Source organism: Desertivirga brevis (assembly GCF_017355835.1).
In genome coordinates this window covers 297,446-322,009 of record NZ_JAFEWF010000006.1, presented here as the reverse complement: position 1 = coordinate 322,009, position 24,564 = coordinate 297,446, and the positions used below count along the sequence as shown (strand labels likewise).

Annotated in this window: 27 protein-coding genes and 1 tRNA gene; 17 read left to right on the top strand and 11 right to left on the bottom strand. The window is 40.2% G+C overall.

The genetic code is table 11. The features are described from left to right. Positions 1-14: 14 nt before the first annotated feature. Complete coding sequence (locus J4N25_RS16685; protein ID WP_207422926.1) at positions 15-647, top strand: HAD family hydrolase; 633 nt, start codon at positions 15-17, stop codon at positions 645-647. Positions 648-733: 86 nt separating this feature from the next. Continuing rightward, positions 734-1,039: a phosphoribosylpyrophosphate synthetase gene (locus J4N25_RS16680; RefSeq protein ID WP_207422925.1), complete on the top strand. Its 306-nt coding sequence runs from the start codon at positions 734-736 to the stop codon at positions 1,037-1,039. 106 nt (positions 1,040-1,145) lie between these two features. On the opposite strand, the gene J4N25_RS16675 is transcribed toward J4N25_RS16680, so the two are convergent. Further along, positions 1,146-2,309, bottom strand: a complete 1,164-nt coding sequence (locus J4N25_RS16675; protein WP_242695911.1) for a proline dehydrogenase family protein — start codon at positions 2,307-2,309, stop codon at positions 1,146-1,148. Between the two features lie 126 nt (positions 2,310-2,435). On the opposite strand from J4N25_RS16675, the gene J4N25_RS16670 reads away from it, so the two are divergent. From J4N25_RS16670 to J4N25_RS16625, 10 genes are all read left to right on the top strand, one after another. Then, positions 2,436-2,642 (top strand): RNA-binding S4 domain-containing protein, encoded by a 207-nt coding sequence (locus J4N25_RS16670; protein ID WP_207422924.1) that lies wholly within the window; start codon positions 2,436-2,438, stop codon positions 2,640-2,642. 1 nt (position 2,643) lies between these two features. Next, positions 2,644-3,708 carry a 3-dehydroquinate synthase gene (gene aroB, locus J4N25_RS16665; protein WP_207422923.1) on the top strand — a complete coding sequence of 355 codons (1,065 nt, stop codon included), beginning with the start codon at positions 2,644-2,646 and terminating at the stop codon, positions 3,706-3,708. Positions 3,709-3,912: 204 nt separating this feature from the next. Next, a complete protein-coding gene (locus J4N25_RS16660) occupies positions 3,913-4,785 on the top strand; it encodes a cyanophycinase (protein ID WP_207422922.1) in 873 nt (290 codons plus the stop codon). Positions 4,786-4,820: 35 nt separating this feature from the next. Further along, on the top strand, positions 4,821-5,501 hold the full coding sequence (locus J4N25_RS16655) for a DUF421 domain-containing protein (protein WP_207422921.1): 681 nt from the start codon (positions 4,821-4,823) through the stop codon (positions 5,499-5,501). Positions 5,502-5,522: 21 nt separating this feature from the next. Further along, positions 5,523-6,212 carry a DUF421 domain-containing protein gene (locus tag J4N25_RS16650; protein WP_207422920.1) on the top strand — a complete coding sequence of 230 codons (690 nt, stop codon included), beginning with the start codon at positions 5,523-5,525 and terminating at the stop codon, positions 6,210-6,212. Positions 6,213-6,320: 108 nt separating this feature from the next. Then, positions 6,321-6,539, top strand: a complete 219-nt coding sequence (locus J4N25_RS16645) for a hypothetical protein (RefSeq protein WP_207422919.1) — start codon at positions 6,321-6,323, stop codon at positions 6,537-6,539. Between the two features lie 261 nt (positions 6,540-6,800). Next, a complete protein-coding gene (locus tag J4N25_RS16640; protein WP_207422918.1) occupies positions 6,801-7,460 on the top strand; it encodes a hypothetical protein in 660 nt (219 codons plus the stop codon). 262 nt (positions 7,461-7,722) lie between these two features. After that, a complete protein-coding gene (locus J4N25_RS16635; RefSeq protein WP_207422917.1) occupies positions 7,723-8,385 on the top strand; it encodes a hypothetical protein in 663 nt (220 codons plus the stop codon). 292 nt (positions 8,386-8,677) lie between these two features. Next, positions 8,678-9,241: an exosortase Y gene (xrtY, locus tag J4N25_RS16630; RefSeq protein WP_207422916.1), complete on the top strand. Its 564-nt coding sequence runs from the start codon at positions 8,678-8,680 to the stop codon at positions 9,239-9,241. A 63-nt stretch (positions 9,242-9,304) separates the two neighbouring features. After that, positions 9,305-9,856 carry a WcaF family extracellular polysaccharide biosynthesis acetyltransferase gene (locus tag J4N25_RS16625; RefSeq protein ID WP_207422915.1) on the top strand — a complete coding sequence of 184 codons (552 nt, stop codon included), beginning with the start codon at positions 9,305-9,307 and terminating at the stop codon, positions 9,854-9,856. Positions 9,857-9,888: 32 nt separating this feature from the next. Here J4N25_RS16625 and obgE read toward each other — a convergent pair whose 3' ends face one another. The 8 genes from obgE to J4N25_RS16585 all read right to left on the bottom strand — a co-directional run bounded on the left by obgE (position 9,889) and on the right by J4N25_RS16585 (position 16,488). After that, positions 9,889-10,884, bottom strand: a complete 996-nt coding sequence (obgE, locus tag J4N25_RS16620; protein WP_207422914.1) for a GTPase ObgE — start codon at positions 10,882-10,884, stop codon at positions 9,889-9,891. Between the two features lie 198 nt (positions 10,885-11,082). After that, entirely contained in the window at positions 11,083-11,655 is a 573-nt protein-coding gene (locus J4N25_RS16615) for an adenylate kinase (protein WP_207422913.1), read from the bottom strand. 75 nt (positions 11,656-11,730) lie between these two features. Continuing rightward, positions 11,731-11,804 (bottom strand) — tRNA-Arg (locus tag J4N25_RS16610). A gap of 238 nt (positions 11,805-12,042) precedes the next feature. Then, positions 12,043-13,026 carry a flotillin-like protein FloA gene (floA, locus tag J4N25_RS16605; protein ID WP_207422912.1) on the bottom strand — a complete coding sequence of 328 codons (984 nt, stop codon included), beginning with the start codon at positions 13,024-13,026 and terminating at the stop codon, positions 12,043-12,045. Between the two features lie 97 nt (positions 13,027-13,123). After that, complete coding sequence (locus J4N25_RS16600; RefSeq protein WP_207422911.1) at positions 13,124-14,038, bottom strand: SDR family oxidoreductase; 915 nt, start codon at positions 14,036-14,038, stop codon at positions 13,124-13,126. Between the two features lie 107 nt (positions 14,039-14,145). Next, a complete protein-coding gene (locus J4N25_RS16595; RefSeq protein ID WP_207422910.1) occupies positions 14,146-14,391 on the bottom strand; it encodes a hypothetical protein in 246 nt (81 codons plus the stop codon). Between the two features lie 86 nt (positions 14,392-14,477). Then, positions 14,478-15,323, bottom strand: a complete 846-nt coding sequence (locus tag J4N25_RS16590) for an aminotransferase class IV (protein WP_207422909.1) — start codon at positions 15,321-15,323, stop codon at positions 14,478-14,480. A gap of 121 nt (positions 15,324-15,444) precedes the next feature. After that, entirely contained in the window at positions 15,445-16,488 is a 1,044-nt protein-coding gene (locus J4N25_RS16585; protein WP_207422908.1) for an RluA family pseudouridine synthase, read from the bottom strand. A gap of 202 nt (positions 16,489-16,690) precedes the next feature. On the opposite strand from J4N25_RS16585, the gene J4N25_RS16580 reads away from it, so the two are divergent. The 3 genes from J4N25_RS16580 to lat are packed head-to-tail and all read left to right on the top strand — an operon-like array spanning position 16,691 to position 20,098. Next, positions 16,691-17,770, top strand: coding sequence for a DUF6588 family protein (locus J4N25_RS16580; protein ID WP_207422907.1), 1,080 nt, complete (start codon positions 16,691-16,693; stop codon positions 17,768-17,770). A 59-nt stretch (positions 17,771-17,829) separates the two neighbouring features. Further along, positions 17,830-18,720 carry a 1-aminocyclopropane-1-carboxylate deaminase/D-cysteine desulfhydrase gene (locus J4N25_RS16575; RefSeq protein WP_207422906.1) on the top strand — a complete coding sequence of 297 codons (891 nt, stop codon included), beginning with the start codon at positions 17,830-17,832 and terminating at the stop codon, positions 18,718-18,720. A 52-nt stretch (positions 18,721-18,772) separates the two neighbouring features. Then, positions 18,773-20,098, top strand: a complete 1,326-nt coding sequence (gene lat, locus J4N25_RS16570; RefSeq protein ID WP_207422905.1) for an L-lysine 6-transaminase — start codon at positions 18,773-18,775, stop codon at positions 20,096-20,098. On the opposite strand, the gene bshB1 is transcribed toward lat, so the two are convergent. Together bshB1 and J4N25_RS16560 are read right to left on the bottom strand one after the other, a co-directional pair. Beyond that, positions 20,090-20,812, bottom strand: coding sequence for a bacillithiol biosynthesis deacetylase BshB1 (bshB1, locus tag J4N25_RS16565; protein WP_207422904.1), 723 nt, complete (start codon positions 20,810-20,812; stop codon positions 20,090-20,092). The genes lat and bshB1 overlap by 9 nt on opposite strands. Before the next feature lie 85 nt (positions 20,813-20,897). Continuing rightward, a complete protein-coding gene (locus J4N25_RS16560) occupies positions 20,898-21,518 on the bottom strand; it encodes a DUF4294 domain-containing protein (protein ID WP_207422903.1) in 621 nt (206 codons plus the stop codon). A gap of 214 nt (positions 21,519-21,732) precedes the next feature. Here J4N25_RS16560 and J4N25_RS16555 point away from each other — a divergent pair, with 214 nt between their 5' ends. Continuing rightward, complete coding sequence (locus J4N25_RS16555) at positions 21,733-23,964, top strand: RelA/SpoT family protein (RefSeq protein WP_207422902.1); 2,232 nt, start codon at positions 21,733-21,735, stop codon at positions 23,962-23,964. A gap of 108 nt (positions 23,965-24,072) precedes the next feature. Next, positions 24,073-24,546, top strand: coding sequence for a Fur family transcriptional regulator (locus J4N25_RS16550; RefSeq protein ID WP_207422901.1), 474 nt, complete (start codon positions 24,073-24,075; stop codon positions 24,544-24,546). The last annotated feature ends 18 nt before the right edge of the window (positions 24,547-24,564 follow it).

Sequence of the window (24,564 nt, the reverse complement as noted above, 5' to 3'; positions counted from 1 at the left end):
TGTACTTTTGCTGAATGCAAAATATCAGGAACATTATCTTCGACTACGGAAACGTTATATTTGATATTGACTTCGAAAGAACGCAACACTCGTTCACTGAAATTGGAATAAGAAATGTTGAGTTGTTCTTCGCCCATACAGGTCACGATCCCATTTTCAATGAATTTGAAAAAGGCAACATTTCATCTGCGGAATTCAGAGACGGAATAAGAAGGATTACTGGAAAGCCGGATTTGACAGACTTGCAAATTGACAGTGCCTGGAATTCATTACTAATTGGTATTCCTCCCGTTAATCATGAGATCCTGCTTAAAGCCAAGGAAAAGTACCGTACTTTTCTTTTAAGCAATATCAATGAGATCCATTTAGATTACATCAACAAGTATTTGAAGATGGAATATAATGTAGATTCGAACGACTTATTTTTCGAGAAGGTGTATTATTCGCATTTAATACGCTTGAGAAAACCTGATCGGGAGATCTTTGAGTTTGTATCGCTTGACAGTAATCTAATTCCAGAAGAAACACTTTACATCGACGATAGTCCCCAACATTTAAAAACAGCTAAAGAAATGGGGTTCAATACTTATCTAATGACTAAAAATGACAGTCTCGAAAAGTATATGTACAGGGAAGGTCTTCTTTAAAAATCACTTTTGATATTACTGATAAAGAGTATCTCTTCACTAGCACACAAATTAAACAAAAGTCAGAAAGACATTGTTATTTAAGCATGGAGAATTATCAAACAGTAACCGAAGCACTCGCTGGATTAAAGAGTCGAGGCTTCAACTTGGATTTCAACCTGGCTAACGGAGTACTACATAGCAGCTCTGAAAATATATATCTTCAACCTGAAGACTTTACGATCACAGAACTATATAGATTTGAAGGAATGTCTGATCCTGCAGATAACTCCGTTGTTTACGGTATAGAATCAGATAAATACCATATAAAAGGGGTATTTGTGAATGGTTACGGTGTTTATTCGGATGATATTTCTGAAGAATTGCTTAAAAAATTGAATACACCGGGCTAGTTCAGCACAGTTGGAAGGCTATTTTTATTTAAACGACTAAGAGAACCTTCCAACTGTTGTTTTTGAAAAACGGGTTATTTCAATAAATAGGCGTCATCCCTCAGTTTTAGATCCCCCTTCGTTTCTTCTCTTTAGAAAGGAACATTAGCTCCCTTCCCATCTGGCCTTTTATTGCTGTATTTTCCTCTGCTCGTCTAAACAAGTAGGGAAGAACAGCTTTCACCGGCCCGTAAGGCACATACTTCACCACATTGTAGCCATGATAGGCTAGATTAAAGCTCAGGTTGTCACTCATCCCAAGTAATTGAGCAAAGTAAATATTAGACTGGTCCTCCGGTAAGTTATGTTTCTTCATCAGTTCGGTAAGGACCAGGCAACTTTCTTCATTATGGGTTCCGGCTATGAGCGCAAGATCTTTTAAATTTTCTATACAGAACGTCAATGCCTCATTAAAGGCCCTATCTGTTTCCTCTTTACTGTTGTAAATTGGGGAAAGTAAGTTTTCTCTTTGCGCCCTCGCCCGCTCTTTTTCCATGTAGGCTCCGCGCACTAACTTTGCTCCCAAAATAAACCCTTCACGCTCAGCCAGAAATACGTCTGACTGCAAGCCTGAAAGCTTGTCGTTACGGTATAATTGATAAGTATTGTAAACGATGGCCTGGTCTCTGTTATAAAGCCTCATCATGTCTAAAGCTATTGCATCGGCACCTTTTTGTATCCATGACTCTTCAGCATCGAACATTACCGGCACCTCTATATCATATGCAGTTTTGCAAATATGATTAATTCGCCCCTTGGCTTTAAAATACTCCACCTGTTCAGCGTTTGAGAGGGGCTTTCCTGAACTTACCTTTTCAAGCAATCTGAACCGGATAACTCCACTAGGCTTGAAAACTGCGAAGGGAATTCGGTGATCATCTTTTGCACGACGGATAGTTTCAACAATTTCATCAGCAGTAGTTGTATAACTACTTTCGCCTACGGCGCCTTCTACCGAATAATCCAGGATAGTTCCAACATAGCCTTTGTCTAATTGGCTTATAGTCTCTTCACATTCTTCGATAGTTTCACCACCACAAAACTGTTTAAAGAGTGTCCTTTTGATGAGGGGGGAAATTGGAAGTCCGCACCGTAAAGCCGGCTCGATTATCTTCGGTCCTAATTTGGCCAAAAACCCGTTGTTCATTAACTTGAACAAGCGGTAAGACTGCTTCAGTTCATCATCATTCTTCTGTCTGAACGCAATTTCAGTATTTTCAAAATTTAACAAAGCCTACTAATTGAGAAATCAAATGTAAAAATTAACGCAACAATTAGACAATCCATGCATTGACCTATCATACAAGGGTATCGTAAATAAAACATCAAACTCCTAAATTCTTCTTAAGTTTGCATTATGATAGAGTTTAAACTGGAAGGCGAATTTATTCCTTTAATTCAACTACTAAAAGCCACAAATTTAGTAATGACCGGGGGAGAAGCGCAGATCGTAGTAAGCGAAGGATTAGTGAAGTATAATGGGGAGATTGACACAAGAAAACGCCTTAAAGTTAAACGCGGAGATGTGGTCGAGTTTGAAAATAATAAAATCATTGTAAAATAATATGCTTCCAATACCGAGTAACAGTTATTCCGTTTTCTTTGACACTGACCTAAAAGAGCTTAAAAACCTTCTTCAGAGTTCCAATTACACTAAAATATTCTTCCTTACCGATACTAATACGTCAGAGCATTGCCTTCCGGTAATTCAGAAACACATTCCTGAGTTAGACACTTACGATATAATTGAGATTGATCCGGGTGAGGAAAATAAAAACATCGACTACTGTATAGGAGTATGGCAAAACCTGCTGGATTTTGGCGCAGACCGGAACAGCCTGATGATAAATCTAGGAGGAGGTGTAATTACGGATATGGGAGGTTTCGCAGCTTCTACGTTTAAACGTGGCATCGATTTCATCCAAATCCCTACGACCTTACTTTCGCAGGTGGATGCTTCTGTTGGTGGAAAAACGGGTATTGATCTTGGAAGTGTTAAAAATATTGTGGGAACCTTTGCTCAACCAAAGGCAGTTTTTATTTCTGCAGAGTTTCTTAAAACTCTTGACAAGCGTCAACTGGTATCTGGCTTTGCTGAAGTAATTAAACATGGATTTATTGCCGACAAGAGCTATCTGGAACAACTAAAAGCAATTTCGCCAGAAACGATCACTCCTGAGCTGGTTTACCATTCCATCGAGATTAAAAACCGTGTGGTTACTACCGATCCTTATGAAAAAGGGCTTCGTAAAACCCTCAACTTCGGACATACTATCGGCCATGCTATCGAAAGTTACTCATTGCTAAATGATAAAGATCCGTTGCTACATGGGGAGGCCATAGCAGCAGGAATGATCTGCGAAGCATATTTATCTAACAAATACAATACATTGAGTGAAAGCGGCCTGAAGGAATTGATTGAAATTATAAGGTCGATCTTCCCTGACTACGCTTTTACTGAAGACACTTATCCCGCTATTATCGACTTCATGAAAAACGATAAAAAGAACACTTCAGGTAATATCGGCTTTGCCTTGTTGAAGGATCTGGGAGTGTGCGATTACAATAACTACCTGACAGAGGATAAAATTCTAGAGAGTCTCGATTTTTATAATAACCTAATTCGATAATATTATAATACCAATAAGGCTAAATGCCTTATTGGTATTATATCGAAACCTTCCGTCACAGCCTTAAGAAGCTCTTTGTTAAGAGCCATCTACAATCTTAACTGGCATTTTACGTATTTCCCTGCTCTTCCGTACAACTACGTGTATTTTTTACACCAACAAACATTTAAATTCTAGCACTCGTTCTTCCTTGCGGAGGACATTATGAAGATAAAGCCAATTAATGAATGCCCGGTACCTAAAGGCCTGTTAGTGGTGATCGGGGGAAAGGAAAACCGGGGCGAGGAATTAGAAAAAGAAATTCAAAAAGACAATCCTGAAAGGTTGGAGATATTAAAGACCTTTATTAAATTAATAGGTAAAGATGCTCCGGTAATTGAAGTAATTAGCACTGCGAGCAGTGTGTCTGCCGAACTCTTTGAGGATTACAACAAGGCATTTAGAGAGCTTGGAGCCCGGGAAGTAAATCAAATTCATCATGATAACAGGAGTGATGCGCTTAAAGAATCTGAAAGTTGTATAGAACGTATAAAAAAAGCTGATGGCGTTTTTTTTACCGGTGGTGACCAACTGAAATTAACTACTATTTATGGTGGAACACCTCTCCTTTTTGAGCTAAAAATGCGATACATAAGAGAAGGAACGGTAATCGCTGGGACAAGTGCTGGAGCCATGGCCCTTTCTACTCCGATGATCTATGCCGGGAATGAAGAAGTGCAGCAGATTAGTGGCGAAATTAAAGTGACTACGGGACTGGAATTTCTGAAGGACGTTTGTATCGACACTCATTTCGTAGACCGCGGAAGGTTTGTAAGAATGGCCCAGGTAATTGCTACTAATCCTGCGTGTATTGGTCTGGGTATAGAGGAAGACACAGGCCTAATTATAAGGAACGGTTTAGAGGCCGAGGTTATAGGTAGTGGAGTAGTGGTCGTAATTGATGGCCAGAGGATTAAAAATTCTAACGTGCTTAATTACGGAGAGCATACTTCTGTTTCTATAAAAGGTCTGGGAGTTGACCTATTGTCACGAGGGGATAAATATATAATTCCTCAAACCAATCCACCGCACATCTAAAAATTTGGCACAAAACGTGCCTGCAAAAAATCATTATGGAAAAGAAAGATATTCAATTCCTTGACTGGAAACGCATTTTTTTTGGTGAGGCTCCGGAAGAGTTCCTTTTGGAAGTTCTTATGAGATCTGCAATTGTGTATTTAACATTGCTTATCATCGTTCGTCTCCTTGGAAAGAGAATGAGCGGGCAGCTAACCTTGACAGAAACAGCTGTTATGGTAACCCTCGGTGCTATTATATCAGCTCCAATGCAGGATCCACAAAAAGGGATCTTGGAAGGGGTACTGGTATTAATTGTTGCTTTATTGTTCTACCGGGGCTTCAACCTTTGGGGCTATAAAAGTTCATCCTTCGAAAAATTAAGCCAGGGGCATTCGAGCATGCTCATAAAAGATGGTGTTATTGAACTAAAAGAACTGGACGCTACCAAAATGACGAAGCAGGAACTCTATGCCCAGCTACGCCGCCGCAATATTTATAATCTCGGAGCAGTTAAAAGGGCGTACCTGGAAGGCTGCGGAATAATGAGCATATTCAGAGAAGAAAGCTCGAAACCGGGTTTGCCGTTGGTGCCCGAAAAAGATCAGGAATTAGGCTCATTCCTTCAAAAGGATCATCTCATGGCTTGTTGTAATTGCGGAAACACTACTATCAATCATGATTCAAATTGCGAAAACTGCGGCGAAAAAGAATGGACTGAAGCAGTAATAGCGTAACAAAGAATTTAAAAACTATTCATGGAACCATATCAAATACATCTTGACGACTGGAGACGGATACTGATCGGAGAAGTACCGGGAGGATTCTTTATAGAACTTATTATACGAACGCTTTTCATCTACATCCTACTCATGATCTCCATGCGGCTAATGGGAAAAAGAATGGCATCGCAACTAGGTAGGAACGAGCTTATTGCCATGGTTTCTTTAGCTGCGGCAATAGGGGTACCGATGATGACACCGGAAAGAGGTCTTCTACCTTGTGCAGTAGTTGCCATTGTTGTTGTGTTTGTGCAGTGGTTTGTTACCTACATTAATCGGAAATCCCAGAAAATGGAAGCTATTACTCAGGATAAATTATCCATTCTTGTGTCTGACGGAAAGATGGATCTTAAACAAATGAAAGATAACAGGATTACGAGAGAGCGTTTATTTGCCCAACTTCGTTCCTCCTCTGTTACAAGTTTAGGACAGGTAAAACGATTATACTTAGAAGCTGGAGGGTCTTTTAGCCTTGTGAAAGAGAATGAGGCAAAACCTGGTCTTTCCATTCTGCCCAAATATGACCTGGATTTTCAGCAAATACAGCAATTAGACGCATCCACTTCCGTTTGCAACGAGTGCGGTAATCAAAGGAAAACGACGGCCCCTAATGATGCACCGTGTGAAAGGTGCGGTGAAACGCAGTGGAAGGAAGCATATTTGTAGTTTTTCGCTGTTTGAGTTAAAGTATTTCGACTTTTAAGTCGCTGAATAACAATTATTAATAAGAAATTAAAACAATTTTACTTTTTTAGAGTTATACTATTAAAACTAATGATTAATAACCAAAGCGATAAACCGGAGAAGTTTGAGCCTAAAGATTCCGTACGCAAAGATCTTAAGCATCCGCAGGATGATGAAGAAGCAGTATTGAAGCCTGAAGATTTAGATTATAATAAAGAAGAAGCTAGCTTTCAACCTCCTCCCGCAGAATCAAAAGAAAAAAGTGAACAACCTGTGCTACCCGTTAAGGATGCACCGAAAGATATTTAAGATTTATCCTGCTCAACAGGATAGTTTTTCATAGGTAGATGTAGCGGTCGGGTGGATCCCGACCGTTCGTTTTGTAATTGCAGCCGTCGATAATAAAAACCTCAATTTGTACTAGCTTGAATTTGAAATCACTAAAAGAAGGCTGGTTTTGTAAAGCCAAATTTTACAAATTCATAAAAATCTTATCTTCCGAAAAATTCCTTCTTTAAATTTTTTGGAAATTTATTAACTTTATCAACATCTACTTTCACATCTACCACTATGAAAAAAACATTTACCCTTGCAATGGTAATGCTATTGCCATTCGTCTCATTTTCTCAACGAAATTTCTACAGGTATAGCCTCGGTTTTGGCGCGGGGTTAACGAAGAACCAGGGAGATTTACCAAACTCCAGTTCAAAAGATCTTATTTCGGCTAATATGGACTACTTTTTTAGTCCCTACATTCAAAGCGGTTTGGAAATTCAATCAGGCAAATTTTACGGAGCGGCACCTGATTCCAGGTTCTATCAGAATCATTTCAAGTCTTTATTCTTTGTTACAAGGGTTCACGCCGGGCAATTTATGCGACAAAGAGGATACCCTATTGGTGCAAAGGCAGTTATACAAAATATTGTAAAAGGGATATACGGAGGAGCAGGCTTAGGTGTGATTGCCAGCAACCAGAAGAATATTTTTCGAGACATGAATAATGCAAGTACTTATGGTGCAAACAAAAGTACAGATGCAGCAATTCCTGTCACTTTGGGAATTGATAACTCCGGCTTCGACTCCCGGATCATCACAGGGATCTCTTATCAGGGTCACTTTGCTCTTGGGGACCAACTTGATGGCTACTCTCCTGCAGGAAGTAAACGGGACTTCTACAGTGCAGTAACTTTGAGTGTAAAATTTAGGTTTGGTACCGTAGGAGTTTATTAATTCAATCAATCTGGTTTTACCTGTGACGGCACCTTGATGGGTGCCTTTCTCGATCTTTATTTGCAGGTGTCTTCACCTGCAAATACTAATTAACTGTTGCCTTTTCAGAGCTCCTGACATCGCCAAACTGTACTCAAGGCTGTACACATATCAACTTTCCTAGGAGCAAGAACTTCACCTAGATCCAAATAATGCTATCTAATATCTTTTGGCATAATTTTCATGTTTTATGGGACATCTGCCTAACGAAAAAACCACATACATGAGAAGATTTTTTACTCTGTCAATTCTGCTTTTCATCCCTTTATTCATGTTTGCTCAAAAGAGCTATCGCCGCCTAAGTATAGGAGCAGGGGCAGGAATTACGCAAATGCGGGGTGACCTCCAATCTTCACAATCCAAAAGAACCTACCTTGTCAATATGGACTACTACCTTACACCATTTTTAGCGGGTGTTGTGGAAGGACAGACAGGAACTATATCAGGCCAGGATCCCTCAAGCAAACGTAATTTCTCTAATAGCTATAAGTCGGGCGCCATAAGCATGAAAATGTATGTGGGCGGGTTGACAGTGCAGAACAGCCATTCATATTCCGCTCAATCTGGTTTTAGCAGAGTAATATCTGGTATTTTTGCTTCTGCAGGCGTAGGAGTAATTCAAAATAACCAAACGCAGATCTATCGGCAATCAGACGATCCCATTTTTGGCGGCTCAAATTCCAACAAGGATATTTTTGTCCCTTTAAGTACAGGTATCGACAATTCAGGTTTTGGAAAAAGAATAGTAGCGGGAATACGATACCAGTATAACTTCGTTTTAGGCGATCAGGTAGACGGATACTCTACGCCAGGAAGCAGGAATGATATGTATAATACATTAACTCTTAGCTTAAAGTATAAATTTGGTCCTTCCAGGTACTTCTAGGACTAAATGCGTTGTGACTTCAGGCTACCAACATTTCAGCCAGTACAGATTTCCCTAAAAAACTTCTTCCTTTAAAAGTTCGCTCAACTTCAAACGAATGACGAGTAATAAAACTTCTTTCTAGCCTGTTGTGCTAATACCTCATTGTGTTTTGTCCGTCACGGATGCAGTCAGGTAATAAAAAGCGTTAATATTTTTTTTTTTAACTAGTATCCAGTACCAAATACAAAAGAACAATAATTGAAACCCCATACTCCAACTTTCGTTAAAGCACGTTAATGCTTATTGTTAAATGAACGCTCTTCTTCAAAAAGTATGGCAGGACCAGGTCTACAAGTTTCTAATCCTGTTGGCGGGTTCTTTCGGGTTCCTTTACTATTTAAATTTATTCTTGATCGGCTTAAGCTCTGAAGGAGGCATTTTTTATGCACCAATTCTTCAGGAGCATTTTAACTATATATCAGGATTAAGATATGTGTTGATCCAGACCAGTGAATGGATCTTGCAGAAGTTTGGTTATAGCACCTTTACCACAGATTTCTGGCTCAGGGTTTCTGGTCATGGTGGTGTAATAGTGGTTTACTCCTGCCTGGGATATGGTGTAATGAGTTTTTTTACTGCTTTTGTGCTAGCCTGGCCGAAGCCGTACCAATCGAAGCTCTGGTTCCTTCCTGCGGGACTTCTCCTGATTCAGACGCTGAATGTATTACGCTTTATAATGCTTGCATTATACTGGAAAGGCTCTATTTTCAGAGGTGTTATTGATCATCATGATCTCTTCAATATTATTCTATACCTGATATTATTAAGCTTTATCTATTTTTGGGCCCGGAAAACCGGCGAGGAAAAAGGTTAGCAGAAAGAGTAAGTGTTATCGGGTTCCATTGAATCAATAAGAACATCTAATTAAATCTATAGAATGGTTAAAACGGATCTGGCCCGATACAATAATTCATGGTATTCCCCAAAAGCAGGCCCGATAAAACGTCTGTTATGGATATGGGTCAATGCAATATTCATAAAATCAAACATCTTCTTTGCCAGCGGCATTAAAGTATTTTTTCTTAAAGCATTTGGAGCAAAGATCGGAAAGGGCGTAAACGTAAAGCCAGGTGTAAGTGTGAAGTACCCATGGTTACTGGAAGTGGGAAATTATGTATGGATAGGTGAAGATGTGTGGATTGATAATTTAACGGAGATCAAGATCGGAGACAATGCTTGTATATCCCAAGGAGCCTTGCTGCTTACCGGAAATCATAATTTTAAGAAAGAAGCTTTCGATTTGATTGTAGGGGGGATCGTATTAGAAGAAGGTGTTTGGATCGGAGCTAAAGCAACTGTATGTCCGGGAGTAGTCTGTGGATCTCACAGCATCCTTACTGTAGGTTCAGTGGCTACCAAAAATCTGGAGGCCTATTCCGTTTATCAGGGGAATCCTGCTATAAAGGTCAGAGAGCGGGTAATAGCTTAAAGCCAGCTCTCTGATCCGTTCGTTTTTTTAACTTATTGCTCTATGGCTTTCCATAGCATATCTTTCAGCTCCATTAAGCCTTTTTGAGCAACAGAAGAAATGAATATGCAGGGAAGCTCAGGAAACTCCTGCTTCATTTCCTGCATCAACTCATCATCCAAAAGATCCGATTTGCTTACAGCCAGTACCCTTGGCTTATGCATCAACTCTGGGTTATATTCCTCCAGCTCGTGCAGAAGGATCTCATATTCTTCCTTAATACTTCTGCTAGTATCTGCAGGCACCAGAAAAAGAAGTACAGAGTTCCGTTCAATATGCCGGAGGAAACGCAGTCCCAGTCCTTTTCCTTTTGATGCCCCTTCAATTATACCAGGTATATCGGCCATGACAAAAGAACGATTACTACGATAGGATACGATTCCGAGATTTGGGACAATAGTAGTAAAGGGATAGTCACCGATTTCTGGCTTAGCTGCCGACATCACAGATAGTAAAGTTGACTTACCAGCATTTGGAAAACCAACTAAACCAACATCCGCCAATACCTTAAGCTCTAAAACTATCCACTCCTCCTTACCGGCCTCGCCAGGTTGTGCAAAGCGGGGTGTTTGCAAGGTAGGGGTTTTAAAATGCCAGTTTCCCTGTCCTCCTCTTCCTCCTGCGGTTAAAACTTTGGTTTCTCCATCCTGTGTGATCTCAAAAAGCACCTCTCCAGTTTCCGCATTCTTTGCGATAGTACCCAGCGGAACTTCAAGAATTTCATCTTTGCCATTTTTCCCCGTCCTTAAGGCACTTCCCCCTGATTCTCCATTTTCTGCAATAACATGCTTCCTATACTTTAAATGAAGCAGAGTCCAGATATGCGTACTTCCCTTTAGTATGATATGCCCACCACGGCCACCATCACCACCGTCAGGACCACCTTTAGCTGTATGCTTATCACGGTGTAAATGAGCAGAACCAGAGCCTCCGTGTCCTGAACGACAACAGATCTTTACATAATCAACGAAATTTGAACCTTGCGACATCTTTAAGCCTTTGGAGGAGATTTAGTACTGTTATTAGTTTTTAGCCTTTACCTGATACTTATTAAGTAATACCTATTGTTTTGGATACAAAAATCCGCTTGAGTAAAAGTTTACAACTGGCATGAAAGTTTTGCGCTTTCACAAAAATAGCGGATAGAAGGTTCACTTCGTATCCGCTAAATATCTGTTGAGTAATTATTAAAAAGAATCGATAACTTTCGTTAATTCACTGAAGATACCTTCAATGTCGCCAATTCCATTAATACTTACATATTTACCCTGGGATTTGTAAAAGTTAGCTACAGGAGCGGTTTTCGTGTTATACTCCTCAATACGCTTGCGAATGATTTCCGGGTTTGCATCATCAGGACGACCTGAATCTTTACCACGTAACAAGAGACGTTTCTCAAGTTCCTGGTCGTTCACTTCAAGGGCAACCATTCCAGAGATAGCTGTATCTTTTGATTTCAAAAGTACATCTAAAGCTTCCGCTTGTGCAACTGTTCTCGGGAACCCATCGAAAATAAATCCTTTTGCGTCTTTATTAGCATCAAGCTTATTGCTGATCATGCCAATAACAACTTCATCCGGAACTAAAACTCCTTGATCCATCAGCTTTTTAGCTTCAAGTCCAAGTTCTGTTCCATTTGCGATTTCATTCCTTAAGATATCTCCTGTTGAAAGGTGTACAAGCTGGTATTTTTCAATAAGCTTCTGGGATTGAGTTCCCTTGCCGGCACCCGGAGGGCCAAATAACACTAGATTAAGCATTCAGATTGTTATTCGAAATTGATTTAAAATTAAAAAGCCTTTCCGATACTGGACGAAAAGGCTTTCATTTATTTGTGGACTTGAAGGGAGTCGAACCCCTAACCTTCTGATCCGTAGTCAGATGCTCTATCCAATTGAGCTACAAGTCCGTTTGTTTATTGTGCTGCAAAGATAGCGCTTGTTTTGTAAGAATGAAATTCTTTTTAAGTTTTTTTAAACTCCAAGCCTAATCCTAAAGCTAAGTAACTGAAAAACAAAGAAAAAAAAATACATTATTTTTAGTAAAACAAGCAGAAAGCCGCTCTATGAAAGCCTTTAATCTCGGTAGCTCCGCAGCAAAACGTCGGGAACAGCCTCACCGGCTGTCCTCGTTTACCTTTTTCGATATTAACTTCCCGGTCTACCTTTTCCTGTTCCAGGTTTAGCTATTGAATCCCTCATTTCCGTGTCAGACTTGAGGTTCTCCATCTTGTAATAATCCATTATACCCAAATTTCCTGAACGGAAAGCTTCTGCCATTGCTAATGGCAATTGAGCCTCTGCCTCAATCACTTTTGCCCTTGCTTCCTGCGCTTTTGCCCGCATTTCCTGCTCTGAAGCTACAGCCATTGCCCTCCGCTCTTCAGCCCTTGCATTAGCAACTTTCAGATCTGCTTCTGCCTGGTCTGCCTGAAGTTTAGCACCGATATTATCACCAATATCGATATCAGCAATATCGATGGATAGTATTTCAAAAGCGGTACCGCTATCGAGCCCTTTGTCAAGAACCACCTTCGATATGCGATCAGGATTTTCCAATACTTGCTTATGACTTGTAGAGGAACCGATCGTAGTAACAATACCTTCTCCTACCCGAGCTAAAATGGTTTCCTCACCGGCTCCACCCACTAGTTGGTTGATATTTGCCCTTACGGTTACTCTTGCCTTAGCTACTAATTGAATTCCGTCTTTCGCTACAGCCGCTACGGGAGGCGTATTTATTACACGTGGATTTACGGATAACTGCACTGCATCGAACACATCGCGTCCTGCCAGGTCGATTGCAGTTGCCAATTTGAAATTCAGAGGAATATTTGCTTTGTCGGCAGAAATTAAGGCTTTTATTACACTATTCACATTCCCTCCGGCGAGAAAGTGTGTTTCAATATCATTTGAAGTGATATTTAAACCGGCTTTTGTTGAAGTGATCATCGCATTGACAACAAGCGAAGGTGACACTTTCCTTAAGCGCATTAAAAATAAATTCAGAAGGCTAACGCGCACGCCGGAAAGCTGGGCCGTAAACCAGAGGTTCACAGGAAGAACGTATAAGAATATAAACAGAGCTATTACAGCTCCAACCACTGTTAACAATAAAGATGTATTATCCATTATGACTAGATTTATGTACTTGAATTTTCATATACAAGGTAATTCATAAAACTACAGTTTATCTTCATAAACTTGCAAAAAATCGATTCATAAAAAGTTATTTAATACATAACCCTTTTAATTGATCGTCCATGAGGCTAAGACCTTCCTCTAATCCTCGTGGAGAATAGCCAAGCTCCCTAATAGCTTTATCAAGGATAAAACCGGTTTTCAATGGTCTTTTCGCTTCTTGATTCAGCGATTGAGAGGAAACCGGGACGATAAGCGATTTATCAAGGCCCCAAAAATCAGCCACTCTTTCGGCTATTCCAAAGACACTCAACATATCTTTACCAGAAATATGATACACACCTTGTGCCCCCTTTTCTGCAGCAAGCAAGCACCCTAAAGCAAGGTCTTCAGCTAAGGTAGGTGTTCTCCATTGGTCATTAACCACTCTTATTGGAGTACCATTCTCAAGAGAAGATTTCACCCACAGCACAATATTTGAACGGCTCATATTTTCAGTGATACCATAAACTAGAACAGTGCGAATAATGGTCCACATGCATGGAGATTCCTTAACCAAATTTTCGGCGTCAAATTTACTCTCTCCATAGTAGCTAATGGGATCAGGCCGGGCATCTTCAGCATATGGTCCATCATTACCATTAAACACAAAATCTGTAGATAAATGAATGAGATGAATTTGTTTTTGTTCACAAACAGCAACCAGCTTTCTAACAGCTTCCACGTTAATCTCCCGGCAAAGTACCCTTTCTACATGGCAAATATCTACATTGGTAATTGCGGCAGTGTTAATAATAATATCAGGTTTGTAAAAGGAAACGATTTCTTCAATTGCAGAAGCGTCGGAAATATCCATCTCAGCATAGGTGTATCCTTCGGAAAAAGGATAGCGATTGTGTCCCTTTGAGGTGGCGACAAGGTTTAAAATTTCAAAGGAACGGGCGATAGTGATTAACTTTTGTCCAAGCAGTCCGTTACTACCTGTGATGAGCACTGTTTTCATTTATCTTGCGAGGTTAAACTCTTCAAATATCAACAATGCTCCCCTAAAGAAGAAGCAGTTTCAGACTTATTGCATAGAGACCTGAAACTAATTCTTTTGCAGAGAGATTAAAACTCCCTGCTTCCGCTTCGTGTAATAGCAATAACTACAATTATAAATAGTGCTACTCCTACAATCCATACCCAGGGTTGAGCGTACCAGCCATCGGCATTGGTATTAATGTTTACATCTACCCTATCAGGTACTGTTGTTTGGGCGTAGGCAGTTTCTCCCCCACCAAATAATATATTTATGGTTATTAGTAAGGCCTTCATCCAAAGCCCGGCTTTACTTAGTCTTTTCAAAGTTTTCATAGGCATAAATTTTCACAAGTATTTATACCTATGAAAACAATAAACATGCCAGTAGAAACAACACGTAATTAGATTCAAAATATAAATTACCCTTGCCAAATACGAGCATTAAGAGTGTCTAAGAACTCTTTGGACAGCTTGTTGAAGTATCGCTTATTATTAAAACCCATTACCCACTGGATACCCCGCGAGGCATTAGTTAAGAAAACTTCATCTGCGGCGTTTAGAATATCTGGGTTGATTTGAGCTTCAATAACCGGCATTCCCATTCCTTCAGCAATATCCATTACTACGGAACGCATAACGCCAGCTATACAACCTTCGCTTAAGGCAGGTGTATATATTTGCTTGTCATAATATACAAATACGTTTGAGCTCATAGCCTCGCATAAAAAACCATACTGATTCAGAATGAAAACTTCATCTAACGAGTGCTGCTTGCGGTACAAGCCGGCCATCACAAATGGTAGAGAATTACAGGTTTTATGATTAGAAAGAAAATTGACTGGCTTGGTTACTTCCTGATAAACGTCGACAATTAAACCACGGGCATTATGAAGAAAGTAAGCTTCATTAGACTTCGTCATTTCGATTGCGTAAGCAAAACGATTACTCTCGGGACTATATAATCCATCTCCATCTCTGTAGACGGTTATACGCACACGAGCATTTTCACCATATTGATTTCTTTTGAGAAGTTCCGTTGTTTTCGATCTCAGGAAATCAGCATCCAAAATAGGGGAGCCCTCAAACTTCAACGCATTCAGGCCCTTCTGTAAACGTTCTGCATGTAATTCGGCGAAGGCAAGCTCTCCCTTAATAACCCTCATGGATTCAAATAATCCATCGCCATATCTGAAGCTTCTATTGGAGATAGTCAGGACAGCCTGATCGGCAGGGTAAATATTTCCGTTGTAATTGATAAAATTCATAGTCTACCTGCCAGTTCGGGTAATAGACCTTTTTCTAATACCTCTGTTAACCCGGCGAGCCGTAAAATTAAATAATATGATGTTAATGGCTTTATAAATAATCATTTATTAGCGGTGCATTTTATCCCTGTTCCTGTTTATTTGCAGCTGTATAGGCCCGCCACTTCGCTAATACAGCCTGAAAATCAGCAGGCAGATCAGACTCGAAATGTATGAACTGACGGGTCGTGGGATGCAAAAAGCCCAGGGAGCGCGCATGCAAAGCTTGCCGGGGAATAATTTCAAAGCAGTTGTCAATAAACTGCCTGTATTTACTGAACACCGTACCTTTCAAGATCTTATCTCCTCCATAAGTTGAATCATTGAATAAAGGATGACCAATGTGCTGCATATGTGCACGTATCTGATGCGTTCGTCCGGTTTCCAGCTGGCACTCGATCAAAGTGACGTAGCCAAATCTTTCGAGCACCTTATAATGCGTAACAGACCATTTCCCTTTGTCTTCATCGTCATAAACATCCATTACTCTTCTATCACGCATACTCCTGCCAATATACCCGGTTACCGTTCCATCCTCAGACAGGTCGCCCCAAACCATTGCATTATATTTTCTTGCGATACTATGATCAAAAAACTGCTTTGCCAGGTAAGCCATAGACCTTTCATTTTTACTGATTAGCAACAAGCCAGAGGTATCTTTATCTATACGGTGTACCAGGCCAGGCCGGCCATCATTTCCAGGCAACTGCGGCAATTGTTGAAAATGGTACACAAGGCCATTTACCAGAGTTCCGGTGTAATTATTATAGCCAGGATGAACCACTAATCCTGCAGGCTTATTTAGTACCAGTACATCGTCATCTTCATACATAATATCTAAAGGGATATTTTCAGGATAAACCTCTGTATCCCGGGGCGGGTGCGGTAATACCACCGAGATGACATCAAGCGGTTTAACCTTATAACTAGACTTAACCGGCTTTTCGTTCACCAGAACACTTCCAGCCTCAATTGCATTTTGAATCCTGTTCCTCGAAGCATTCTCAACCTTGTGCATAAGGAACTTATCAATACGAAGTAAGGACTGGCCCTTATCGACCACAAGCCTCAAATGCTCATACAAATCCTGTTCTTCAGGCTCAAGGAATTCCATCTGTTCTGACATGCCACAAAATTAAACTTTAGGAATTATAAACAAGGAAGAATAGAAAAGTCAGAATACCAACAACTAGGTATTTTTGTTTTGACTTTTTTTTAAGACCTTTATGGCGCCAAAATGAAATAGTATTACGTGAGCATCATGTAACTTAAAAGCCTGGGTGAGAGGCTAAACATTATAATATATACCATTAAAGTAAATTAATTTGATGAAACTTTCTACTAAAGTTAGTGCCCTGCTTTTAGTAAGCAGTATGGCTTTTTCTACGTCCTCGAATGCTCAAGAGGAGATCGGAAAATTAATCGCAGGTTCGCCTGAAGACGCTACAGCTTTAACTAAAGCTTATTTAAACCCATTTTTTAAAGGTGTTGGTTTAGGCTTGAATTCTGGATGGACCAACACAGGTAGTGTTAAACAACTTGGTAAATTTGAATTCAGAGCTGGTGTAACTGGTGCTATTATACCAGGTAAAGACAAATCATTTGATGTGTCAACACTAGGCCTAAAAAGGCTAAGACCAGCAGATCCAAACAAAGTTATGGCACCTACTATCGCAGGGGAAGAAATGCAAGGTCCTACAATGATAGTTTTAAATGAAAATGGACAACCTCTAAAAAATGGCACTCAGAATGTAACGATTAATCTACCACAAGGTATAAATCCTACTCAATCTGCAATACCTGCACCTCAACTACAGGCTAGTATTGGTTTGGTTAAAGGATTTGAAGCGACCGTCAGATACTTACCTCCAATTGCCCCTCCAGATTTCGGCGAATTTAGTATGATCGGCGGTGGTATTAAATTCCAGCCTCTAAGGTTTGCATCTAAAAAAGTTAACAAATTAGTTCCTTTCGATCTTGCAGTAGCTCTAGGGTGGAGCCAGTTCAAATACAGCTACGATCTGGAGGTTAAAGATCGTTTCGGAAACGCACCAGACGACCAGAGAATTGAAGCTAAATTCTCGGGAATTAATGCTGAGGCTATTCTTTCAAAAAAGTTCTTACTATTTGTTCCATTTGTAGCTGTAGGTTATCAAACTTCTACTACAGATGCGGGCATTAAAGGTACATATGAATATGCGTCGGGATACACTGGAACATCGACAGCCGGTGTGGTTAGTTATTCAACAGTCAAAGATCCTGTTAGCATTAACGAGAAATACATTAATAACTTCAAAGCAAGTGCAGGTTTAACAGTTAATTTGCTATTGTTCCGTGTTTATGGTTCATACACACTAGGTGCCTACAATTATGTAAACTTAGGTCTTGGCTTAGGTTTCGGCAAATAACAATTTAAGGTTAATTTATATTTTAAAAGCTCCCCAAAAGGAGCTTTTTTTGTTTCCAGATGTTCCAGTTCGATATTTACAGTCCAGAGGAGAAGATTATACTTCCAGAAATCGAAATACACGATATTCAGTTAACGTTAAAACGTGATGATCTGATCCACCCGTTTATCTCTGGAAATAAATGGCGTAAGCTGAAATATAACTTGATAAAAGCCAACAAAGAAGAAAAGGCACATCTTGTCACCTTTGGAGGTGTCTGGTCAAATCATCTCCTCGCTACTGCATGTGCGGCTGCAAAATTCCGATTTAAAAGCACAGCTTTTGTAAGGGGAGAAGAGGTTTCAAGTGATATTCTCTTTTTCTGCCGGATGTTCGGCATGAACCTTATTTTCACTGATCGGGAAGATTATCGCGAAAAGGAAGCCCTCTTCGAAAAGTACTTCGGAAATGACAAAGCTGCTTTTTTTGTTGACGAAGGAGGTGCAGGTCGGGAAGCAGCTGAAGGCTGCTCTGAAATTATTCGTGAACTAAGGGGTACTTACAACCATATTTTTATTGCAGCCGGAACAGGCACTACTGCTGCTGGTTTAATAAACGGCACTTTAACGTATAAACATCCTGCAATGGTACATGTGGTACCCGTACTTAAGGGAGCTGATTTTCTTAAGACAGATATCCGCAATCTGATGTTAGAAGACCAAGATTTCGAATTTCACGACAACTATCACTTCGGGGGCTATGCGAAAACAAACCCTGAACTGATTGAATTCGTAAAGACTTTCACTACCAAAACAGGCATTATGATAGAGCCAGTTTATACAGGAAAAATGCTGTTTGCTCTTACTGACCTAATCACGAAAGGGGAAATAAAGGCTGGAAGTAAAATTCTGGCAATTCATACCGGGGGACTATTTGGGATCCTGGGAATGAAAGAGAAATTTAAATTTTAAAGTAGTGGTTCTTTCTTCTGTTTGATTCTCTACATTTGCTTAAAACGGAATTATGTACCAGCTAAATATTCCTCCGCAAGACGTTCATAAAGTACTTGGTAAACATATCCTTGCCGATGGATACGACTTGATCTATGACATTGAGAAAAGCCAGGGAGTTTACATGTACGACTCGAAATACGAACGCAGTCTACTCGACTTCTTCACCTGTTTTGCATCTGTTCCATTAGGATATAACCATCCGGATATGCTGAATGATGAAGAATTTAAGAAAAATCTAATGCTTGCTGCGCTGGCAAATCCGTCCAACTCAGATATATACACCCAACAGTATGCGGAGTTTGTGCAAACATTTGCAAGTGTAGGAATCCCGGATTACCTTCCTCATGCTTTTTTTATTGCTGGCGGTGGATTAGCCATCGAGAATGCTCTTAAAACTGCGATGGATTGGAAAGTACAGAAGAACTTCCGAAAGGGATATACTGAGGAGAAAGGATTTAAGGTAATACATTTTGAACATGCCTTCCATGGCAGAACCGGCTATACATTAAGCCTGACCAATACACATCCAGACAAGACTAAATGGTTTGCCAAGTTCGACTGGCCACGTATAAGTACTCCATCTATTCATTTTCCTTTAAACGAAAATAACCTTGCTGAGCTACTAGAGCGGGAAGAGAAAGCTATTGCACAGATCAAGCAAGCCTTTGCAGAGAATAAAGACGACATATGCGCTATTATTATTGAACCCGTACAGGCGGAAGGAGGAGACAATCACGTCAGAAAAGAATTCCTTGAACAGGTGCGTCTTCTTGCTGATGAAAACGAATGCTTCCTGATCTACGATGAGGTACAAACAGGTGTAGGTTTAACAGGAAAGTTCTGGTGTCACGAGCACTTTGGAGAGAAGGCCCGCCCTGATATTATTGCCTTCGGTAAAAAAATGCAGGTTTGTGGAATCCTTGTCTCCCGGAAAGTTGATGAGATCGAGCATAATGTTTTCAATGTTCCATCACGTCTTAACTCGACCTGGGGGGGTAACCTTGTAGACATGGTTCGTTCCTCCCAAATCCTGAAGATCATAGCAAAAGACAGATTGGTAGAAAATGCAGCAAAAACGGGTTCATATCTTCAACAGAAGCTGCATGAAATAGCACAGGACGTTCAATTGATCAGTAATATAAGAGGACATGGATTGCTAACCGCCTTTGATTTTCCTGATAAGATCCAACGGGATAAATTTATCCGCAAAGGTTTAGAAAACAATACCATGTTCATTGGCTGCGGCACTTCTTCCATTCGATTTCGCCCTGCCCTTATTATCAAGGAAGAAGATATTGACGCAGGAATAGAAGTGATGAGGAAAATACTATCTTAAATTAAACAGATCATTTACGCCCAACAGCTTCTTGGATGTATACCCTTCAGCGAAACCTGCGCCTATGTGCTTTCCGAGTTCTCTTGCGCGGCCTTCAACAACCTTCATAAACTGAGGACTGGAAATGTACGTTTGCTGTTCATCCTTGTCGTAATCAGAACTGAAGAACTGGGATCTATATGCCTGAATCGATTTGACTTTATCGTCCCAAAATTCAGATACATCGATAATAATGTCAGGCTCTATATAGGCGTCTTGAATAAATTGAAGGAAAAGACGGGGGCGCCATGCTTCCTGACTTTTACCGTTAAAGAACGTTTGAATTTTAGGCAGTCCTGATAAAAAACTTGCGTCGGTTAACAAGGCTCCTGCCCTGCCGTGGTCGGGGTGGCGATCATGTATCGCATTAGCCAGAATGATCTCCGGTTGGTACTGTCGGATCTTCTCAATAATCTGGATCTGATGTTCCTCATCGTTCCTGAAAAACCCATCGCGCATGCCCAGGTTCTCGCGAACATCTAGGCCTAGTATTTCGGCAGCAACTGCGGCTTCTTCCTTTCTTAATTCCGCCGAACCTCTTGTACCAAGCTCCCCTCTGGTAAGATCAATTATGCCAACTTTCTTTCCTTCTGCCTTATACTTTAAAATAGTACCGGCACATGCCAGCTCTGCATCATCAGGATGAGCAGCAAAAACGAGAATATCTAATTTCATGTAAATAAAAAATCCTTGACTGTTCGCTAATCAAGGATCAAACATAAGCAAAGATCGCTCCTGCTTTGTCATGAAAATAAAATGATTACAGCCTGGCTGTCGGAGATCCGTAATACCCTGCAGATTGAAGAATACTTTCTATCTGCATTTCCTGCTGAGGATCGTAGCGCTGTTTCAGATTGTGACCAAAAACGCTTCCTACAGATTGATAAAAGAAAGCAGTTAATCCGCCTTTTAAATCCTTTACCAGCTCATATGTTGTGCGGCCGGTTTCCCTGTCTATAAGCTTGATCAGGATTTCACCCTGACTTATCGACATATTCTTAACCTCTCGATTAAACATATCCTTTATTTCTTTTTCACAGGCTTTTACCAGGCGTCTTTGTTCTCTTTTATTTGGCGTTATGGCTAATTGTTCGTTTAATCTTCTATACCTCTCCCTTGCAAAAACAGCATAAGGCATAACTTTCAGTACATTATAGCGCAACCTGTTAAATTTCATCCTTGCGTCAGCATTAGGGTATGTTCTGAAAGCGCGAATAGGTACCTCGCGAAGTACGATCCATGGCATTACTTCCCCATCGTCAGTTCTGGTTATAGCAACTCTGATCGTATCGTTTTCTCCCTTCGCCTTCGGATCAAACTGCGCATATAACGAGAAGGTCAAAAACAATGAAAAAACGGTTAGTAACAGATTTTTTTTCATATTTTAGAAAGAACAAAAATACACCTTGATAACTGAATATTGTTAATTAGCAAAACGAGCAGAAGGTCTGAGCACATTGGTTTGAATAATTTTTTTGTACTTTGGCACCAGGGGTTCGTTTATAATTAATATTCCAATATACGGAATAGTAACCCTAAAAGATTAAGAAAATTATAGGTCTTTGTATTTTTTGACAAAGACTTAAAAATTGAATATGAAGGAATTAGTGATAGATCTGGAAGCTGAAAAGAAGGAAATCCTTAAACGCTACCGAGCCCTTTTGAAAGCAAGTAAAGCTACTTTGCAGAAAGGCGACAAACGCCTTATTCGTCAGGCTTTCAACATGGCTTTGGACAGTCATAAAGATATGCGCCGCAAATCCGGCGAGCCCTATATTTACCATCCGATCGCTGTAGCCCAAATTGCTGCTGAGGAGATTGGCCTTGGTACAACTTCTATCGTTTGTGCATTGCTTCACGATGTTGTTGAAGATACCGCCATCACCCTTGAAGATCTTGAGCGGGAGTTTGGAAAAAAAGTGGCCCGCATTATTGACGGCCTTACAAAAATTTCGGGAGTTTTTGATTATAACAGCTCCCTTCAGGCCGAGAATTTTAGAAAAATGCTACTTACCCTGGCAGATGATGTAAGGGTGATCCTGATAAAATTAGCAGACAGGCTCCATAACATGCGAACCATGGAGTTTATGCCTCGCGATAAGCAGTTGAAGATTTCTTCTGAAACTGTTTATTTATATGCTCCCCTTGCGCACCGCTTGGGGCTTTATGCTATAAAATCTGAATTGGAAGATCTCTCCATGAAATACATGGAGTCTGAAACTTATAAATTCATTGCAAGGAAACTGAATGAGAAAAAGGCAGAGAGGGAGCTTTACATAAAGACCTTTGTCGAGCCTATTCGTGAGATCCTTCATGACCAGGAACTAAAGGCTGAAGTTTATGGAAGACCTAAGTCGATCCATTCTATCTGGAATAAGATGCGTAAGAAGGGGATTCCTTTCGAGGAAGTGTATGATCTTTTCGCTATCCGTATAATCCTTGACAGTAAGCTGGAGAATGAAAAAGCAGATTGCTGGAAGGCTTATTCTATTGTAACTGATCTATATCGCCCTAACCCTGACCGGTTAAGAGATTGGATATCCTCGCCTAAGGGTAATGGCTATGAATCGCTCCATACGACCGTGATGGGCCCGAAAGGACAATGGGTAGAAGTGCAGATCCGTACACAAAGGATGAACGAAATTGCTGAGAAAGGCTTTGCAGCTCATTGGAAGTATAAGGAATCTTCTTCTGACAGCGGATTAGACCAATGGATCCAAAAGGTGCGGGAAATGTTAAAAAATCCTGATTCGAATGCGCTTGATTTCCTTGACGACTTCAAAATGAACTTATTCTCGGATGAGATATTCATTTTCACGCCGAAGGGAGCTTTAATGCAACTTCCAACTGATGCTACAGCCTTAGACTTTGCTTTCGAAATCCACTCTGATCTTGGCGCCCGATGTATAGGAGCTAAAGTGAATCATAAACTTGTACCCCTATCACATAAATTACAAAACGGGGACCAGGTAGAGATCATCACCTCTAGCAAGCAGACTCCGAAAGAAGACTGGCTTAACTTTGTAGTTACTGCAAAAGCAAAATCAAAGATCAAGTCGAGCCTTAAAGAAGAAAAACGAAGGGTGGCTGAGGAAGGAAAGGAAATACTTGAGCGTAAGCTTAAATCACTCAAGATCACCTACAATTCTGACAATATCCACAAAATCGCTTTCTACTTTAAATTCCAGAACACCCTCGACCTTTTCTATAACGTCGCGCTGGGAAAAATCGACCTCAAGGATCTTAAGGAATTCCAGACCTCTGAACGCACGGTAGAGCAGAACAGTCCAAAAACCATTGAGGCGGCTCAGCTGGAAGGCATCATGAATAAGGTTAAAACCAAAGACAGTGATACCTTATTGATCGGCGAAGACCTCCAGAAGATCGACTATAAACTTTCGAGCTGTTGCAATCCTATTCCCGGAGATGATGTTTTTGGCTTCATAACCATTAACGACGGAATTAAGATCCACAGAACGAACTGCCCTAATGCGACTAAACTAATGGCGAACTATGGATACAGGGTAGTTAAAGCAAAGTGGACTTCACAAAAAGAGCTCGCATTTTTGACTGGCTTACGTATTACGGGAATTGATGAAGTGGGTCTTATAAATAAGATCACTACGGTAATATCAAACGATTTTAAGGTAAACATGCGTTCAATTACCGTAGATAGTGATGAAGGTATTTTCGAGGGTTCAATTATGGTATACGTAAACGACACCCAACATCTCGAAAACCTGATCAAAAAACTACGTCAGGTGCGGGGAGTTACCTCCGTTACAAGATTCGAATCAGAATCTGCAAGCATGCATAAAGCATCTTAATAATTTAATAGTGTTGGAATTAGGTTTTGCAATGTTCAAAACCTAATTCATCTTTTTTGATATATTCCTATTTTTTTGGATAACTTTGGAAGCTGTTAAGCACCGTTTATGCCCGTAGAAGAAACTATAGCAATGGTTAAAAAGATTTTTGAGGCTTACCTTGAAAATAAAAACCTTAGGAAAACACCCGAACGTTTTGCTATACTTGAAGAAATCTATTCAAGAACAGATCACTTTGATGTGGAATCATTGTATATCCACATGAAAAATAAAAAGTACCGCGTAAGCAGGGCAACTGTTTACAATACTCTCGAACTATTAGTAGCATGTGATCTTGTGACCAAACATCAGTTTGGAAAAAACATGGCCCAATTCGAGAAATCTTATGGATACAAACAACACGACCATATTATTTGCATCGACTGCGGTAAAGTAGTTGAATTTTGCGATCCACGTGTTGGACAAATACAAAGTATGATGGGAGATCTTTTGAAGTTTGACATAAAACATCACTCTCTCAACCTTTATGGTAACTGCGGGAAGCTGAAAGAAGGCTATTGCGAATCTTACGTAAAAAATTAATACCCTTATAAATAAATT